General features: G+C 47.2%; 9 protein-coding genes and 3 pseudogenes. 4 read left to right on the top strand and 8 right to left on the bottom strand.

Going from position 1 to position 18488, the window contains the following annotated elements:
* Positions 1-108: 108 nt before the first annotated feature.
* The 7 genes and pseudogenes from RLO19_RS21595 to lepA all read right to left on the bottom strand — a co-directional run bounded on the left by RLO19_RS21595 (position 109) and on the right by lepA (position 12210).
* A complete protein-coding gene (locus RLO19_RS21595) occupies positions 109-2397 on the bottom strand; it encodes a tetratricopeptide repeat protein (protein ID WP_446359481.1) in 2289 nt (762 codons plus the stop codon).
* A 121-nt stretch (positions 2398-2518) separates the two neighbouring features.
* Positions 2519-5542, bottom strand: coding sequence for a hypothetical protein (locus RLO19_RS21590; protein ID WP_446359480.1), 3024 nt, complete (start codon positions 5540-5542; stop codon positions 2519-2521).
* Positions 5543-6613: 1071 nt separating this feature from the next.
* Positions 6614-7963, bottom strand: coding sequence for a UDP-glucose dehydrogenase family protein (locus RLO19_RS21585; RefSeq protein ID WP_446359479.1), 1350 nt, complete (start codon positions 7961-7963; stop codon positions 6614-6616).
* Positions 7964-8080: 117 nt separating this feature from the next.
* A pseudogene (locus tag RLO19_RS21580) lies at positions 8081-8692 on the bottom strand (GDP-mannose 4,6-dehydratase); the annotation flags it as partial.
* Between the two features lie 33 nt (positions 8693-8725).
* A pseudogene (locus tag RLO19_RS21575) lies at positions 8726-9205 on the bottom strand (LAGLIDADG family homing endonuclease); the annotation flags it as partial.
* 365 nt (positions 9206-9570) lie between these two features.
* Positions 9571-10006: pseudogene (locus RLO19_RS21570) on the bottom strand (GDP-mannose 4,6-dehydratase); the annotation flags it as partial.
* Between the two features lie 392 nt (positions 10007-10398).
* A complete protein-coding gene (gene lepA, locus RLO19_RS21565; protein ID WP_446359478.1) occupies positions 10399-12210 on the bottom strand; it encodes a translation elongation factor 4 in 1812 nt (603 codons plus the stop codon).
* Positions 12211-12411: 201 nt separating this feature from the next.
* Here lepA and RLO19_RS21560 point away from each other — a divergent pair, with 201 nt between their 5' ends.
* Both RLO19_RS21560 and RLO19_RS21555 read left to right on the top strand, forming a co-directional pair.
* Entirely contained in the window at positions 12412-12642 is a 231-nt protein-coding gene (locus tag RLO19_RS21560; protein WP_446339352.1) for a hypothetical protein, read from the top strand.
* 121 nt (positions 12643-12763) lie between these two features.
* Entirely contained in the window at positions 12764-14473 is a 1710-nt protein-coding gene (locus RLO19_RS21555; RefSeq protein ID WP_446359477.1) for an ATP-binding protein, read from the top strand.
* A gap of 127 nt (positions 14474-14600) precedes the next feature.
* Here the strand turns inward: RLO19_RS21555 and RLO19_RS21550 are convergent, their stop codons facing one another.
* The gene (locus RLO19_RS21550; RefSeq protein WP_446359476.1) at positions 14601-15245 is read right to left on the bottom strand and encodes a Uma2 family endonuclease; all 645 of its coding nucleotides are present in this window, start codon (positions 15243-15245) and stop codon (positions 14601-14603) included.
* 171 nt (positions 15246-15416) lie between these two features.
* On the opposite strand from RLO19_RS21550, the gene RLO19_RS21545 reads away from it, so the two are divergent.
* Entirely contained in the window at positions 15417-15671 is a 255-nt protein-coding gene (locus RLO19_RS21545; protein WP_446339354.1) for a NifU family protein, read from the top strand.
* 513 nt (positions 15672-16184) lie between these two features.
* Entirely contained in the window at positions 16185-18431 is a 2247-nt protein-coding gene (locus RLO19_RS21540; protein ID WP_446359475.1) for a glycoside hydrolase, read from the top strand.
* The last annotated feature ends 57 nt before the right edge of the window (positions 18432-18488 follow it).

Below are 18488 nucleotides of genomic sequence, written 5' to 3'. Positions count from 1 at the left end.
TATTTATAAAGTAAGTCATAATTCATCATTCGTAATTTAGACGGGGCGGGTTTAGTTACATTAGTGGTTTGAGTCGAAACGTTATCAGTAAAACCCGCCCCTACACATTCAAAACCGTTCCCACGGGGGTTGAAATCCTCGTCGTTGTAAAAAGTCTTCCTGAATTTGTTGCATTTGATTTGATAATTCTGGATTTAGGGTTCCTCCTTGTTGAAGTTGCTCGACTTGTATCGCTTCCAAATCCGCTAAGGCTTCAAGTTGATAGTCTTGAACCCGTTTGAGACTAATCATCGCCTGACGAATCCCTTGATCATTGGGTTCAAGTGCCAAGGCTTGGGAATAAAGATTGCTGGCTTCATCCAATCGTCGTTGTTGAAATCGAACGCCAGCTAGTGCTGATAATGCCTCTTGATTATCAGGTTGCGCCGATAAAATTAACTCATAAGCTTGTTCTGCTAGTTCTAAATCATCGATGGCTTGACCAATTTGCCCTTGTAAGAAGTAGTTGCGGATGTTCGTAGGATCTCGCGCTACCAGTTGCGCTACCCTAACCCGGGCTTGTTCGGGACTGCGTTGAGCGATAAGCTGAATCGCTCGGATTTGCACAGGCAGGTTCGTCGGATCAATCTGAAGTAGTCTGTTATAGAGTGCCTCCCGTTGGGGAGACGGGGGTAATGCTCCCACCAGAGTAAATAACTCCGAAGGCGCATTGGTGGCGGGTTGAGTCTGTAACCAATAGTTGAGAACCCCTTGGGCTTGGGACTCAGAAATCAGATCCGCCTGGTATGCTAGGTTGGCACGCGCTAGTTGTAATGTCGTCTCCTGGGGATTGCGGGCAATTAACTGGTCAAATACGGCTAGGGCTTCCGTGGGACGATTTTGTTGCAGCCGAATATTCGCTAGCCCCCGTATCGCCCCGTTGAGAATATCCCGTTCTGAAGGATTACTGGCAATTAAGGCTTGGTAGCGCTGGGCGCTGGCTTCTAAGTTGCCTTCACGACGCTCAATTTCTGCGGCTAACAACTGTGGGGCTACGTCTTCAGCACCTGCGGGGGTTGCTGCATAAGCCGCTAAAGCCTGTCTTGCTCCTGGTAGGTTATTGTTATCCAGCAAAATCTGGGCGATGCGGAAATTTAAGAAGGGAGCATTGACACCGGATTGGAGGAGACTGGTGTAAATGGGTAATAATTCCGGTCCTGGGGGTTCAATCCCGGCTAAGGCTTGGGCGATGAGTTGGCGTTCATTGGGATCGGCGGGTAGCGGTTGCAGGGCGCTCAATAGACGGGCTTTGAGTTCAGCTTCGGAAATTAAACCCAGTTCCCGTTCCAACGCCACTTGCTTGACTAAGAGGGTGCGGTCATTGGGTTGTAAGCTTAATAATTGCCGATAGAGATTTAGGGCGGTTTGCCGTTCGTTGGGGAATCCACTAAATATATCAGCAATTTCCCGCAAGAGTTTGGGTTCGGGATTGGGGGTTTGATCCAGCGCCTGACGATACAAATTCGCGACTTGTTGGGTTAGGGCTTGGTTACCCGTTTGATTGCGAATTTCATTTAAGGCTCGTGCTAAGGGTAAGGTAGCATTGGGATTTCCTTGTAGGGGGGTTAAGACATTTAACGCTTCAGTTGGCTGCTGATTGGCAAGATAGGCTTGGGATAAGGCGGCTCGGGTGAAGATGGCTAACTGCGGATCAGAGAGGAGTTGGGGCGATCGCAGTTGTCCTTCCAGAATCTGGACAGCCGCCGCCGGATTCCCGGTTTCTTGTAAGGCGCGGGCGTAAGCAACAGCAGGATACCCGGTAATTTGTCCCCCTGTCATCAGATAGCGGTTAAACAGTTCCAATCCCCGTTGCGAATCACCGCTATTGGTAAAGGTTTCGGCGGCTCCGAGAAGAATATCCGGTGTGGGATTTCCTTGTAGAACAATTTGATAGTCTGCCAAGGCTTCGGCAAATCGTTGCTGAAAGCCGTAGAGTTGGGCTCGCAAAGCCCGGGCTTCGATATCGTTGGGATTGAGATTCAGCAATGTCGTGAGTGCTTCAATCCCCTGAACCTGCCATTCCGATCGATAAGTACCAAATAGACCCACCGACTTTAAGGCTAGTTCATTTGTGGGGTCTTGCGCCAATACTCGTTGATAGGCATTCCACGCTTGATCAATATTTCCTTGTCGTCGATGAGCGATCGCTAGACCTAACTTTGCATCCAAGGAATCAGGATAGCGCCGTACCGCTGCCTCAAATGCTGCGATCGCGTCTTGGACTCGTCCTTGACTCAGCAGTGAAAAGGCTTGGCGGACTTCTGTGGGTACCGTTTGGGCATGAACAGCCGGTATGGTGTAAACCATCGGTGCGCTAATCACTAATCCAGCTAGTCCTAATCCAATGAGTTTAGTCATTTGTTATTCGTCATTCGTCATTCGTCATTTGTCATTCGTCATTGGAAAAATCTTTTCTCATCTCCCCCTGCTCCCCCTGCTCCCCCTGCTCCCCCTGCTCCCCCTGCTCCCCCTGCTCTGTTCAATTTCCTCGGGGAATCACATCGAATTCGGTTTTTAAGCGCACACCGACATCCGTCTCGGAGAAGTTATTGCGTTGCTGGAGGGTAAATCCCAGACGAAGATTGGGTAAAAATCGGAAATCATAGAATAGCTCTAAAACATCTGGATCTTCTTCACCTTCGTTATTCGATAATTCTTGACCATACCCTAATCCTAGGCGATCATTTTGGGTAAATACATCCAAAAAGCTAACACCAAAACTATAGGTCGTAGCCGCTTCGTCAATTTCGCGGTTGATATACCGACCATAGCGACCAAAGACCCCCATATTCCACTCTGGAATAAAATATTCAGCATTGAGACCATAAGCCTCTTCCCGATCATCTTCTTCGAGTCCAAAATTATTGTCCCCGCGTGGGATGGAGAAAACCTCGTTAAATCCTGTCTCTGAACCCCCGTCGCGATCAGTCGCATAAGTACCGCGAATAATGCCATTGCCATAGCGCAGACCAATTTCTCCAGCAAATCCATCTAAGGCAAAATCACCGATACTTGCCGATGATGAAAACGCCGCCGCTTTTGCTTCAATATTGTCAGTCAGTGTCCAATTGACCAAGAAGCCGGGGCGAGGGGAAATTCCAGTAGCACTTAGGGCAGGATTTGTTTGAAAAACGGGATTAAAGAAATGGGTGACGCCATCTTTAGCAAAGCTGTTGCGATCAAAGTAAGAGGTTAAGTCTAATTGACCGATAACAAAGCGTAAATTCGGCAAATCGGTAAACGGAGCTGTGGCAAAATAAAGTTCGTTAATGTTTAATCCTTGGTTGGGAGAATCGGCTAAGCCACTATCTTCGCTAGTTAAATCCAATGTGGCAGCAAATAGCGCCCTAGGAGTTAGAGGATAGACTCCAGCCAACCGCGCCCTCGCTACCGATGAATCGCCCTGTACCACATAAGTTCCTTGGAACTGTAAGGAGGGATCTCGCAACGCTGTGCTGCGTAGCAGGGAAGATGCTGGTTGATTGGGCTGGGTTTGGTCAAACTGAGGAGTCGCCACTGGAGGGAGCAGGTTTGGGTTAGGAGTACCGGGTACAACGACTGGATTGGGTGACACAAAAGGAGACTGTGCCAAGGAATTATTCCCGTTCAACCCGTTTGAGTTGGGATTAACCGTTTGGGGTAACGCCGCTTGAGTTTGTGGCAGGGAATAAAACTGTCCTGCACTGGGATTATAGCCATTAAAACTTGGGGAATTTGAATTAATCGGTGCTGGCAAGGAAACTTGGTTTTGCGGTAGATAAGAAAACTGCCCGACACCTGGATTATAGCCATTAAAACTTTGGGGATTTGAATTAACCGGTGCAGGCAAGGGAATTTGGTTTTGCGGTAGATAAGAAAACTGCCCGACACCTGGATTATAGCCGTTAAAACTTTGGGAGTTTACGTTAACTGGTGCGGGTAAGGGAGCTTGGTTTTGGGGAAAGGAATAAAACTGCCCGACACCTGGATTATAGCCGTTAAAACTTGGGGAATTTGGGTTAACTGATGGAGGTAAGGGAGCTTGGTTTTGGGGGAAGGAATAAAACTGCCCTGCACCTGGGTTATAGCTATTAAACCCAACTGGAGTTTGAGTGGGTGGCATTGACCAAACTTGCGGCGTTTGGGGGATGTAAGCAAACTGCCCGCCTCCAGGGTTATAAGGATTTGCTCCCATTGGGATTCCCATGGATTGTATTGGCACCAGGATTAGGGTTTGAGGCATATAGGGAACTTGTCCCCATCCTGGATTATAGATGCTGCCCCCGATTGGCATTCCCATGGTTTGTACAGGTACTAGAATGACAGCTTGAGGCAGATAAGGAACTTGTCCCCATACTGGATTGTAAGGATTGGCTCCCCCAGGAAAGCCCAGAGTTGACGCAGGTATAAAGTTTGGAGTTGGGGCAAAGGAAGAGGATTGTCCCCAGGTGGGGTTGTAGGAATTGATGCCCATAGCCGCTCCAGTACCGGGCATAGGGATAACGTTGGGCATTTGAGTCACCGAAAGGGATTGTCCCCAGGTGGGGTTGTAGGAATTGATGCCCATAGCCGCTCCAGTACCGGACATAGGGATAACATTAGGTGTTTGGTTAAAGGAAGAGGGCTGTCCCCATGTTTGGTTGTAGGGATTAGCTCCCTGGGGTTGCGGAGTGGGTGAAATGATAGAGGGAAAAGCGGGGAGCTGCCCTGAGCCTGAGTTAGAGCCTGTAGAACCTAGAGGAATAGTATTCGTCGGTACAGGTAAGGGAGATGAATTTTGTAAGAGGGTAGGAAGCTGCGCCACCTTCAAGTCAAAGTTATCTCTGAACCTGACAGAGGTTTCGAGGGCAAGTGTGGGGTTACAGGTGGTTTTATCTTGACAATTCTGATTAGAGGAAAGTTTGGGAGTCAGAAACTCTTCCTGAATGATCAAGGTTTGGTGGGAAGAATTTAGAGCCAGTTCTGATAAACCCGACTGAGTCGATATACTGGCTTGAATCGGAAGATTGGGGATGGGGGAAGCAATAGTCCTGAGATACGTGCTACTTTCTGCTTCCTCTATATCGATGGGGGCGGGACTATTTTCCTGACTCTGTTGCTCATCGTGTCTCGCTGGAGCGGTTTGGTCAAGTGTTTCTTTTTTACCAGCTTTAGCATTGGCTTCAAACGCTATGACTGAAGGTGTAGGATTCAGGTTCATCGAGGGAGAAGCATCTAACCCTGAGACGTTGCCAACCCTGTGGGTATAGACGGGAGTCTTATCTGGGCGTTGGCTCAGTTCAAACACCCGTTGATGCGAGCGCTTTGCTTGATTCAGAGATAATGTGAAATCATCTGATGATTTTTCTCCTCCAATATCTTGCTGATTGGCAACCTCTGAGTCAGATAGAGTTGCCTGAGCGGGTTTAATTTCAAGTAATCCTAGCGTCCAAAAAACGATAAGTGATCCAATACTAAGCAAATTAATCCATAGCAGCGGCTTAAGAAAGCCGAATCGTTGAGAATCAGGGACTATTAATTTCATTACCGGAGTTCGTTTGACCGATTGATGTTTGCCCTGCACCCTGTCGCCACTCTAGCAAAGGAATTAATCATTGGCGACTCATACAACCTCAGTTGAATTAAGGTTGAATTTTGTTTTATTGATAACCGAAGAGAGCCGATGATGTTTTTTGGTTATAAACATCCACCTGTTCTAGCTAAAATCACCCGATTACGCCTGAATTCCCGAAAATTGACAGATCAATTCCTGCCATATTTATGGCACTCTTAGCACAACGGTTTAGTTAGGAACTAATCCCCACCCCTGAAATTTTGCCAAGCCACAGAAACGTTTAGCTCTAAATAAAACGGTAAGGCAAAGCCTAAATCCGTCCTAAGCTAAGTTTACCCAAAGGTACAGGCATGGATTGCCGAAACCGTTGAGTTACTATGGCTTCGCTCGTTGCCGAAACAGCGATCGCGCCTCAGTCAATCCCCTTTGATCAAAGGTTCAATCAGCTAGCTGTGTTGGCTTGTGCAACACGATGACAGATGGAGATACTTTGACTTAAGAGAATGGGTACTCATTTCCTAGACCATAGTTTCACAGATTGTTTGCTCTTAGAGCGAAAATTGCATCCCTGAATAATTTTTAGATCCGCTCAAGAGAAGTTAGTCCATATCTAGTTTAATGCGTAGTTTGACAGAGGCTCCAGAACCCTTAAGCCATTGGAGCTGCAATTGAGCATTAATCTACAACCACGCCTTAACTTCTCAGTTTTAACATATTCAAGAAATTTGCCAAGGGGGTACAGAGTGTAGCGCTTCAAAACCTGGAAAACCCCTGGGGCTAAAGCATCGATTCACTATTCCAAATATTCGCTGGTGAAAGGATAATAGATATGAGGCATACAGGAGTAGAGTTCAGTTAATTCTGAGTGAATTCACGCCCTAGGTTCCACTTGTAAGGGCGTTGGGTCAAAACTTTGGTTGGAGTCGGTTTATTAATATGAGGGCGGGAAAAAACGGTCATAGTAAAACCCGCCCCGGAAAGACACGAAGCAAGAACAAAGTCCACACCGAACCCGATCAAGCGAGTTCGGTGTGGGGTAGTTCACCGCCCGATTCCGACATAGCGGAACCCTGCGCCTTCTAGCACTTTAGGATCGAGAAAGTTACGACCATCAATGAGTACAGCATTATGCATCAGCTTTGCCATCTTGCCATAATCCAGAGTCTGGAATTGTTCCCAGTCGGTGACTAATACCAAGGCGTCACAGCCATCAGCCAAGCGATCAGGATCACCTTCCACCTGCACACCAGATAAACCGTGACTCATACCACTTGAGGAAATAATGGGGTCATAGGCTTTGACTTTTGCTCCCAACCGATTGAGATTTTCAATCAGAATCAGCGCAGGAGCATCTCGCATATCATCAGTATCCGGCTTAAAGGTCAATCCCAGAAGTCCCACCGTTTTACCTTTGAGGATTTTGAGTTCTTGCTGGAGTTTTTCCACAGCAATTAAGCGCTGACGCTCATTAACACTAACCGCCGCTTTCAATAGCTGAGCATCGAACCCATAGTCATCAGCGGTATGAATCAACGCGGAGACATCCTTAGGAAAACAGGAACCGCCCCAACCAATCCCAGCTTGCAGGAATTTACCACCAATGCGAGTATCTAAACCAATCCCTTTGGCGACTTGAGTCACATCCGCGCCCACGCGATCGCAGATATTGGCGATTTCGTTAATGAAGCTAATTTTCGTGGCTAAAAAGGAATTGGAGGCATATTTTACCATCTCCGCCGAACTCAAATCCGTCACCACCACAGGGACAGGCGGTAGGGAGTTATCTTCTGCTGGTTGACGCTCAACGATAGGAGCGTAGAGTTCTTTCATCATGGCAATGGCGCGATCGCTATTGCTTCCCAACACGATGCGATCGGGGTTAAAGGTATCATAAATCGCTGACCCTTCCCGCAAAAACTCTGGATTACTCACCACATCAAACTCAACGCTGGAGTCTGACGTTGTATGATCGGCGACACCATCAAGTACAATCATTCGTACCCAATCCCCAGATCCAATGGGCACTGTTGACTTATTCACAATCACCTTGTATCCACCATTGAGGTGAGTACCAATACCACGGGCTACCGCTTCCACATAACGAGTATCACTTTCACCATTTGGTAAAGCTGGTGTTCCCACCGCAATAAACAGAATTTCGCCATGAGCGACACCCGCCGCTAAATCTGAGGTAAACTCCAAACTGCCAGCTTTACTGCAAGCTTGCATCAGCTCGGATAGTCCCGGCTCATAGATTGGCGACTGTCCTGATTTCATCAATTTGACTTTTTCTTCATTGTTATCCACGCAGATAACATGGTGTCCGATATGGGCTAAGCAAACTCCGGTTACTAAGCCGACATATCCAGTACCGATAACACAAACGCGCATGAGCTGATCCTCTCTGGTAGATGGTAGGAATCAGGGCTATCTAGCTGATTGATTCGTTTGCTGGTAAGCCCCCTGACTTAATACTGTAATCGCTTAGCTCGAAACCAGGGAATACCCTTAAGTCGTTAAGCGATCGCGGAAATCCTTAACAGTCGTTTTCAACCCCTCCTGTAAAGGTATAGTCGGTTGCCAACCCAGTAAAGTCTTGGCTTTGGTAATATCCGGACGGCGACGTTGCGGGTCATCTTGCGGTAGCTCTTTAAATATAATTTCTGTATCCGGATTGACCATTTGTTGAACCGCTTGAGCCAGTTGTAAAATCGTATACTCATCCGGATTCCCCAGATTAATCGGTCCGGTATGATCATTATTCATCAACCGAATTAATCCTTCAACCAAATCCGAAACATAGCAGAAACTGCGAGTTTGTGAACCCTTTCCATACACCGTTAGGGATTCACCCTTTAAAGCTTGCACGATAAAATTACTCACGACGCGCCCATCATTTTCCAGCATCCGAGATCCGTAGGTATTAAAAATGCGAGCCACCCGAATTTCCACACCATTTTGCAGATGGTAATCAAACGCCAGTGTTTCCGCCACTCGCTTCCCTTCGTCATAACAGTTGCCGCAAAACGCAACTCGTCCATGGCGACGCACACACACCACATGATTGTGCACATTAACGCAGTAAACATTGCCAGCATATCGAAATGGCTCTGGGGTGACTAAATGAGCGTCTTTTATCGGTCGAATATTCACCCGATATAAATCACGACCCACAGCATGAGACACAACTGACGCCGCATAACCGCAACGCATGGCTAACTCTTGGACATCATCAGCCAGTTGTTTTGATTTCGTGTAATAAACAAATCCATCCCCACGTTGGGAACCATCTCCCATGATTAACGCCTTAAACAAAATCAGCGACTGACGCTTAGATAACGATAAAAACTGGCGCGGAATATATTTCTCACCCGACTTACCCAGAGGAAGTAAAATCTCCGCCAGTTGTTTACTACAAATCCGAAATTGGTGGTCATCTGATGAGAAAAACTTAAAGCCGAGGTTGTTTAAACAGTGGGTGATTTTGGCTCGACCTTCTGGATTTTCTTGGGCAATCAGGATGTTATAGTCAGCCACCTCATAGTCACGTCCACCGACAACTCGCCCTCGTCGTCGGACATGAACGCAGCCTTCAGAAATATAGTAACCGAGGAATTCCAACCAATCATCCATGGAAATTCGCTCGACTCTCACCTTGGCATTTTCCGGCGGAGTTAAGAGTTCAAACCATTCTGACTCTGCTCCATGAAACTCACCCCCGGTAGGGACACGCCAAGAATGCCAATGTCGGTCTTCATCCGCACGCATAAATTGCAATTTTCCGGTTTGGCTGCGTACATACATCCAGTGATTTGGCGTTACACACAGATCGAACTTCCCATTGGCAAACCGGAGCAAATTGCCCACGTAAGGCTGCACAATATACTCATCCGGGACGTGATACTCGACTTGATTATCGGGATTGAGAGTCGCTACTCGCACCCCTGGCTGTAATTCGGGAAAAGGAACCCAGCCATTTTCCGTTAAAATCTCAGTCTCAGCGTCGTAACAACTGCGAGGTCCAATTGGATTAACATTTCCTCGGTATTCTTCCGTTTGAGGATGGACTTCCGGATCACCATACACTTCCGAGGTTGAAGCTAATAAAAATCTCGCCCCTACCCGCTTGGCTAACCCCAACATATAGAGGGTGCCCATGACATTGGTTTTAATGGTCTTGACAGGATTGTACTGATAGTGTATTGGTGAAGCGGGACAAGCCAGATGGTAAATTTGGTCAACCTCTAGTCGAATCGGTTCCGTAATATCGTGGCGGATCAGCTCAAAGTAGGGATTATCCAGCCATTTAACTATATTGCGCTTGGTGCCAGTATAGAAGTTATCTAAACAAAGAACTTCATGACCAGCTTCCATTAACCGATCAACGAGATGGGAGCCAATAAAACCAGCACCACCTGTAACTAGAATTCTCATAGGTTTTTTAGGATAGAACGACCTTGTGGGCTACTTTGAGTAAATTGATTCAGCTCTACCATGTTACATTTAAACCCACACTGGCAAGTCATCGCCATACTTAAAATTGCTTAATTCCTTCATCCCTTAGGCAATAGAACTGTTAGCTGAATAGCCTGATTGGTACCTTTCGATTAATCTTTCAGCAGAGGGATTAAATAACGTTGAACCAAATAACGGCTGCTACATTTTCATATCCGACACTTAAAGTCCCGTGAATCGGTGTTTTAGAACACTAATTCAGCGCCCAAAAGTTGACAAATTGATTTTTATGTGTATATCCGTGGAAAAGTAAGTGTTTTTTCTCCCCCTGTATCCAGAGATGCCATGACACCTCTGGAACATTGCTTCCCCTACTGGGGGTCAAGACGCAATACTGCCATAAATGCTTCCTGAGGCACATCAACTGTCCCTAAGGATTTCATTCGCTTTTTCCCTTTTGCCTGCTTCTGCAACAATTTTTTCTTGCGGCTAATATCTCCTCCGTAACATTTAGCCAGTACGTCTTTCCGCAGTGCTGGAATATGTTCACTAGCAATCACACGACTACCAATCGAGGCTTGCAGGGGAATTTTGAATTGGTGACGGGGAATCAGTTCCCTGAGTTTTTCGACTAACGCCCGACCGACGTTGTACGCTTTATCACGGTGGACAATCATTGCCAGGGAATCAACTGGATCACCATTAATTAACACATCGAGGCGGACGAGAGTGTTTTCTCGATACCCAATGAGGTGATATTCCATACTGGCATAGCCGCGCGATCGCGACTTGAGTTGATCGAAAAAGTCGGTGACAACTTCCGCCAGAGGCAATTCATACACCAAGGTGGTTCGCCCTTGGGTTAAATACCGCATATCTTTAAACTCACCCCGCCGAGTTTGGCAAAGTTCCATCAGCGTACCCACATAGGTTTCTGGGGTAATCATTTCGATGCGAACATAAGGTTCTTCAATTTTCTCCCGCTGCTGGGGTGGAGGGAGTAAGCTGGGGTTGTCAATTTCCCGAACCTCCCCATCCATCGTCGTCACTCGATAGACTACAGACGGGGCGGTAATGATTAAATCTAAATCATATTCCCGTTCTAATCGCTCCTGGACAATTTCCATGTGCAATAAGCCCAAGAAACCACAGCGGAAACCAAACCCCATGGCGCTAGAGGTTTCCGGTTCATAATTTAGGGCAGAATCATTGAGCTTGAGACGGTTGAGGGCTTCTCGTAAATCTTCGTACTGATCGGCGTCGGTGGGGAATAAACCACAGAACACCATGGGTTTAGCTTCCTTGTAACCGGGTAAGGCGCTATCGGCGGGTTCTGCGGCTAGGGTAATTGTATCGCCGACACGGGCATCTTCTACCGTTTTAATCGCCGCCGCTATGTATCCTACTTCTCCGGCGTGCAGTTGATCAACCTGGATTTGAGTCGGTGATAGCACGCCCAGTTCATCAATTTCGTATTCTTGTTTGGATGCCATCAGGCGAACTTTGTCCCCGGTTTTGACTGTACCATCCATTACCCGGAAATAGACAATGACGCCTCGGTAGGGGTCATAGTAGCTATCAAAAATCAAGGCTCGCAGGGGCTGCTGCATCGTATCCTGGGGAGGAGGAACCAGATGCACGATGGATTCTAAAATCTCATTGATACCAATCCCCTCCTTTGCCGATGCCAGGATGGCTCCGCTACAATCGAGACCGATGATCTCTTCGATCTCTGAGATCACTCGTTCCGGTTCGGCACCAGGGAGGTCTATTTTATTAAGAACGGGAATAATTTCTAGGTCATGCTCTAAGGCTAAATAAACATTTGCCAGAGTTTGAGCTTCAACGCCCTGGGAGGCGTCTACCACGAGCAATGCGCCCTCGCAGGCGACAAGCGATCGCGAAACCTCATAAGAGAAATCCACATGTCCTGGGGTGTCAATTAAATTGAGAACGTATTGCTCACCATCTTGCGCCCGATAGTTCATGCGAGCAGCTTGTAGTTTAATGGTAATCCCGCGCTCCCGTTCCAATTCCATGTTGTCCAGGAACTGTTCCTTCATTTGGCGATCGCTCACTGTACCTGTTGTCTGTAAGAGGCGATCGGCTAAAGTGGATTTACCATGATCAATATGGGCAATGATGGAAAAATTGCGAATGCGAGAGACAGGAACATCAGTCATAGAGATTATCGGGTGACAAAAAAATCGGCAACAGGCAAGGATGGGTCTTAATGTATTGTAATGTTTCTGCCCAAAATGGGGATAATACTCCTGATACTCTAACTCTAGAGAACTTTTTCAGGCGGAGCGAGTCACCAATTCTAGGTGGCAACAGAGCAAGTTGTCGTAAAATGAATGTAGGGGAACACAAAAGCGCTGAACATGAATGATCATGCCGTCCGAAGAGAGCATTCAACGGACAAAGAAGAAATATCTATCCTTATGGATGCTCAACTGTTAGACCAAATCAAACACTTAACCAACGATCCGTCTAAGGTGATAGAAACAGCCATTCGTCAGTGGCTAAGAGGAGAGCGCGATCGGGACGATGAGCTAACCCGCACTTTGAGACGAAATCCACCAGTACCGCCACGAGGCGAATGGAATGATTGAGAGCCAAAAGGTCTATCGCTTTATTCTTTCGCCTGAGGCTCCAAGGCGTTAGGGGGTTGCATTTACGTCTTGGTGCGAGCGCTAATCCTTTCGCTGCTTGTAGTTTTCAGGTTTCTTGTAGATGATTGCTCCTGCTGATTTCCACCATCCTCGATTTGGGTATACCACTATGCAATCTACTACTGCACAAGGCTCGTCAAGCTTTTTGCAGGGGCTAGATTTTGACCTGATGTGTAGCCAAGATGCGTCAGGTCAGTATCACTCCTTTTATTGGCGACAAGCCCAGCAGTATGATTTAAGCCAAGAGCAGGTGATTGGGGTTCCCCTCAACGAAACGTTTCATCCCATTGCTCTAGATGCTTATCGGGATCGAATCCAGCGGATTCTAGACAACCGCACCCCAGAACGCTGCATCCACGACTTCTGCTATGGTGATCACGTTTTTCCTTTTGAACTGGTGATCAGCCCAATTTTACAATCCGACGGTCAGGTGACTCAGGTTTTGGTGATGGGTCATCTGTTACCCGAAGGTTCGGTACAAAAAGTTATTGATTCGCTGGTTCCGTTAAGTGTCGATCCCAATCAAAAACTGCTCACTCAAATTGCCCGCCGGATTCGCCGGACGTTAGATTTAGATACAATCTGGCAACAAACGGTAGATAGTCTGGGGAAAGCCCTGCAAGTCAGTCGCTGTATTATCTGCTCCTATAGACCCGACTTCACGGATGTCAAGGTGGAAGCCGAGTATCGCCAAGATTCACTGGATGAAATGCTGGGGATGACGCTGGAACTGGAGTCGGAACTAATACTCAAACAAGCCTTGTGGAGTTCCGAACCTGTGGTGGTTGACCAAGTCCTCCCCAGTCGGTTTCAGGAAAAATCCCTGCTAGTGGTTTCCACGTCTTATAAAGACGAACCCAATGGATTAATTAGTTTACAACAATGCGATCGCCACCGTCCGTGGAGTGATGCAGAAATTGAGCTGGTGCGGGAGTTGGCTGAACAAGTGGGAACCGCGATCGCTCATGGTACGCTCTATAAAGAACTGGAACTGGCAAGAGAGCAAGCTGAAGAAGTATCCCGCCTCAAAAGTGAATTTCTGGCGAGTACATCTCACGAATTGCGGACGCCTTTAAATGGGATGATTGGCTTTCTCAAGCTGATTCTCGAAGGGATGGCGGATGACCCCGAAGAACAGCGGGAGTTTATCCAGGAAGCCCATAATAGCGCCTTACACCTGCTCAACATCATCAACGATATCTTAGATATTGCCAAGATTGAAGCCGGAAAGATGGAACTGGAGTTTAGTCCAGTTGAGTTAGAGTATCTATTCAATAAGGTCTATGATTTTACCGCGCAGCAAGCCCATCACAAGGGTTTGAGCTTCACCCTGGAAATTCCCGCCGTTTATGATGGCATTGTCATGTATGGGAACTATCAACGGCTGCTACAGGTAATGTTAAACCTGGTGGGGAATGCGATTAAATTTACCGATGAAGGGGGAATTACCATCAGCGCCGAAGTCATCCGCAAGAAAGCCCATTTTCAAGGACAGGAGTTTCCTGGACATGTGAAGGTGCGGGTAGCTGATACTGGGATTGGCGTTTCCTTGGATAAGCAAGACAAACTCTTCCAATCCTTCAGCCAGGTACATGGTGGACTCAATCGTCCTTATGGGGGAACCGGGTTAGGGTTAGCGATTTCCCAAAAGCTGGTGGAAACCATGGGCGGTGTCGTACATTTCTTCAGCATGGGAGAAAACTTAGGCTCAACCGTGACATTTACCGTACCCCTCTATCAAGAACCCGTGATGGTGTCTCGCACGGACTGAGAGTATTGTAGGATACCCTTGAATTGGGCGTATAGACGCTTCTTACTTGTGTTTATACTAGCTCTTCGGGAGGAAAAAATCAGGCTTTTGCCCATCATAGAGTCTCAATCTATTGATGAATCATTTACTAATTCCCCCTTTCCCTCACCCATCGCCGAAACGCCCTTAACGCCTGACTCGTTCCCGATAGTCGCGCCATCTCTAAAAACTGAGAAGTCCCCTCAATTACTGGAAAACCAGGAAACGTCGGACTCGTCGCCGACTCGACATACTTTCCCGACTGCAACACATAAACCTGCAATCGGCGATTCTTATAGCGCCAAATTTCTGGCACCCCTAACACCTCATAAGCACTCAACTGAGTCTTAGACGTAACATCTATTTCTATCGCCAAATCAGGAGGTGGATGTACCATTAAATCCAGACTTTCTAGCCCAATCATCTGAGCCGCATTTTGGATATAAAAACAATCATCCGGTTCAATTCCAGCCATCATATCTTGCCGTTTAAACGTCGTTGATCCGAACGGTTCCCAATCAATTTCTAATTCATCCAGTAAAATTTTTAATAAATCTCCAATAATAACCTTAGCTTTTTCATGTTCCGGTAAAGGCATCCTAATCTCCAAGGTGTGATCAAAATAAGCAATTCGACTAGCGCGATGCTCTCCCAATTCCGCTAAAATCGCTTCAAATTCTGACCAACCCACCTCATCAAACAGCACCCGATGTCCCGGCGGTACACTAATTTGTCTCAATTGCAGCGTCACCATAGTTGTTTCACTTCCCTTTTCTTCAATCTACCCGCTAACCGTTTCATCACTCATCCTCTCCCCACTCCTGCCAAATCTATGCTTCTATTGTTCCAGATGTAGCAGGCTACGTCTCTACTTTGCCAAAGGACGCTAGGATTAACGTAGTTGTGCTGTCAAACTAGGTGAACTATGTCTCAAACACTATCTCCCCCCTTGGCATTAACCTCGGAAAACGTCGAAGCCGTCCTCGATGAATTGCGTCCTTACCTGATGGCGGATGGCGGTAACGTTGATTTAGTTGAAATCGACGGTCCGATTGTGAAGCTTCGGCTACAAGGCGCTTGTGGGTCTTGTCCCAGTTCTGCCATGACCCTGAAAATGGGGATTGAGCGCCGCTTACGGGAATTTATCCCGGAAGTTGTGGAAGTTGAACAAGTCATTTGACACTCCCCACGCATAAATGCGGGAGATTCTTGCATCTAGTTACTCGCTCCTAAAAGGAGCGAGTAGTTCATCAAGTTAGGGGCTTTGCCAAGCAGCCCATTCTCTGTAGCAGATGTTAGCGCAGCGTTAGCGAGGTAACGAGCGTCAGCCATTACAGCAGCATCCCTGTGTAGCTCCAGACAACAAGAAAACCCTTATCGTCCGCGTTACTTTAGTCATGCGGTAATCATACCCTAGTCTTTACACAGATGTATAAAATCTGGTTCCTCAAAGGTAATCCAGTAGTAGATAGCGATTTTAGAGCTATCTGTGATGTCCTTGACTTTGACGCTCGATGCAATTGAGCATGATCCGTTCAACTGACGCCTGACACGGCGATTGTTTGGCGAGCGCTCCCCCGACTTCGGTAATTATTCTTCGTTTTTAGTTGAGCGTTAAGGGTTAGGAGTTATAAAGGGAGAGAATTCCTTTGTTCACATATCAACTCGATACCCTTAACGTTTACTATTAGCGATGAGCCATCCATTGTACGTCGCCTTTATCTGGCATCAGCATCAACCCCTCTATAAAAGTCGCAACAACCTGTCCGGGTCAAATGGACGATATCGCCTCCCTTGGGTGCGGCTACATGGGACGAAAGATTATCTGGATTTAGTGCTATTGTTAGAGCGCTATCCCAAGTTACACCAGACGGTCAACTTGGTGCCGTCGCTAATTTTGCAGTTAGAAGATTATATGGCGGGGACAGCCTTTGACCCCTATCTGGAGTTAGCCCTGACGCCGAGTGAGCAACTCAAGCCTGATCAACGACAGTTTATCGTTGAGCATTTTTTTGATGCCAATCACCGTACCTTGATTGACCCCCATCCTCGATATGCCGAGTTATACCAGATGCGGCAAGAACATGGGAAAATCTGGTGTGTGGATCATTGGACGCATCAGGATTACAGCGATTTACTAGCATGGCACAACTTGGCGTGGATTGACCCGATATTCTGGGATGACCCAGAAATTGCGGCTTGGTTAGAGAAAGGACGAAACTTTACATTAAGCGATCGCCAGCGGATTTATTCTAAACAACGAGATATCCTCAAGCGGATTATTCCTCAGCATCGCAAAATGCAAGAGGCGGGTCAGCTAGAGGTGACAACAACCCCTTATACTCACCCGATTTTACCCTTACTCGCCGATACCCATTCCGGGCGGGTAGCGATTCCGGAGATGACATTACCCCTACAGCACTTCCGGTGGGAGGAAGATATTCCCCGCCACCTGGAAAAAGCGTGGCAGATGTATGAAGAACGATTTGGGCGGACACCACGGGGGTTGTGGCCCTCAGAACAGTCGGTGAGTCCAGTGATTCTACCCTATATTGCTGAGGCGGGATTTGAGTGGATTTGTTCCGATGAGGCGGTGTTGGGGTGGACAGTGCAGCACTTTTTCCACCGGGATGAAGCGGGAACCCTAATGGAACCCACATTGTTATATCGCCCCTATCGCTTAGAGACACCCCAGGGGAACTTGGCAGTTGTCTTTCGCGATCACCGCTTATCTGATTTAATTGGCTTTACTTATGGGTCAATGGAACCCAATCAGGCGTCAACGGATTTTGTCAGTCACTTAGAAGCCATTTCTCGTTCCATCCGCCGCCATCAGCAGCAGGGAGAGACGGGGTTAGATCAACCTTGGCTAGTAACGATTGCTTTGGATGGGGAGAATTGTTGGGAATTTTACCAAAAAGATGGGATTCCTTTCCTCACCTCGCTGTATGAAAAACTCTCGGCGCATCCTCAGATAAAATTGGTCACGGTGTCGGAATTTCTGGATCAGTTTCCCCCCACCGCCACACTTCCAGCAGATCGACTCCATAGTGGATCATGGGTAGATGGTAGTTTTAGCACTTGGATTGGTGATCCAGTTAAGAATCGGGCGTGGGATTTACTTACCCAAGCGCGGCAGACTTTAGCCAATCATCCCGAAGCTACACCGGAAAACAATCCTGAAGTCTGGGAAGCTTTATATGCGGCTGAAGGATCTGATTGGTTTTGGTGGTTTGGCGAGGGTCATTCATCGAACCAAGATGCTATTTTTGATCAGTTATTCCGAGAACATTTGAGTGGGATTTATGAGGCATTAAATGAACCGATTCCTGCCAGTCTTAAGCAACCCCTAGACACCTACGAATCGAAAGGCGATCACCGACCGGAAACGTTTATTCATCCGGTGATTGATGGCTTTGGAGATGAGCAAGATTGGGATAAAGCAGGTCGCATAGAAGTTGGTGGCGCACGGGGGACGATGCACCGCAGCAGTGTGATTCAGCGGTTATGGTATGGTTTGGATCACCTGAATTTTTACCTGCGATTGGATTTCCAGGCAGGGATTAAAATTGGTCAGGATATTCCTCCGGAATTGCATTTATTATGGTTTTATCCGAATCGAACGGTTAACAATAGTCCAGCACCTTTAGCCGAGGTTCCTGATACTGCCCCGGTGAACTATTTGTTTCACCACCACTTAGGGATTAATCTGTTAACCGGTTCGACTTGGTTAGAAGAAGCCGCAGACTATTATCAATGGCATCCCCGCACCAGTCGCGCCCAAGTTGCGTTTAAGCAATGTTTAGAGGTGGCTGTACCCTGGGCAGATTTGCATGTTGAACCGGATTATCTGCTACAGTTGGTGATGGTTTCTGCTGATAATGGCATTTTCCGTAGTTATATCCCAGAGAATAACTTGGTGGGGTTACAGGTGCCGTAAACTGGTTGATTGTTCATTGTTCATGGTTTTTTGGCTATGAATGATGAACAATTTAGC

This window comes from Coleofasciculus sp. G2-EDA-02, from assembly GCF_040226375.1.
Taxonomy (GTDB): domain Bacteria; phylum Cyanobacteriota; class Cyanobacteriia; order Cyanobacteriales; family Coleofasciculaceae; genus Coleofasciculus.
This window is presented reverse-complemented; position numbering and strand designations above follow the sequence as displayed.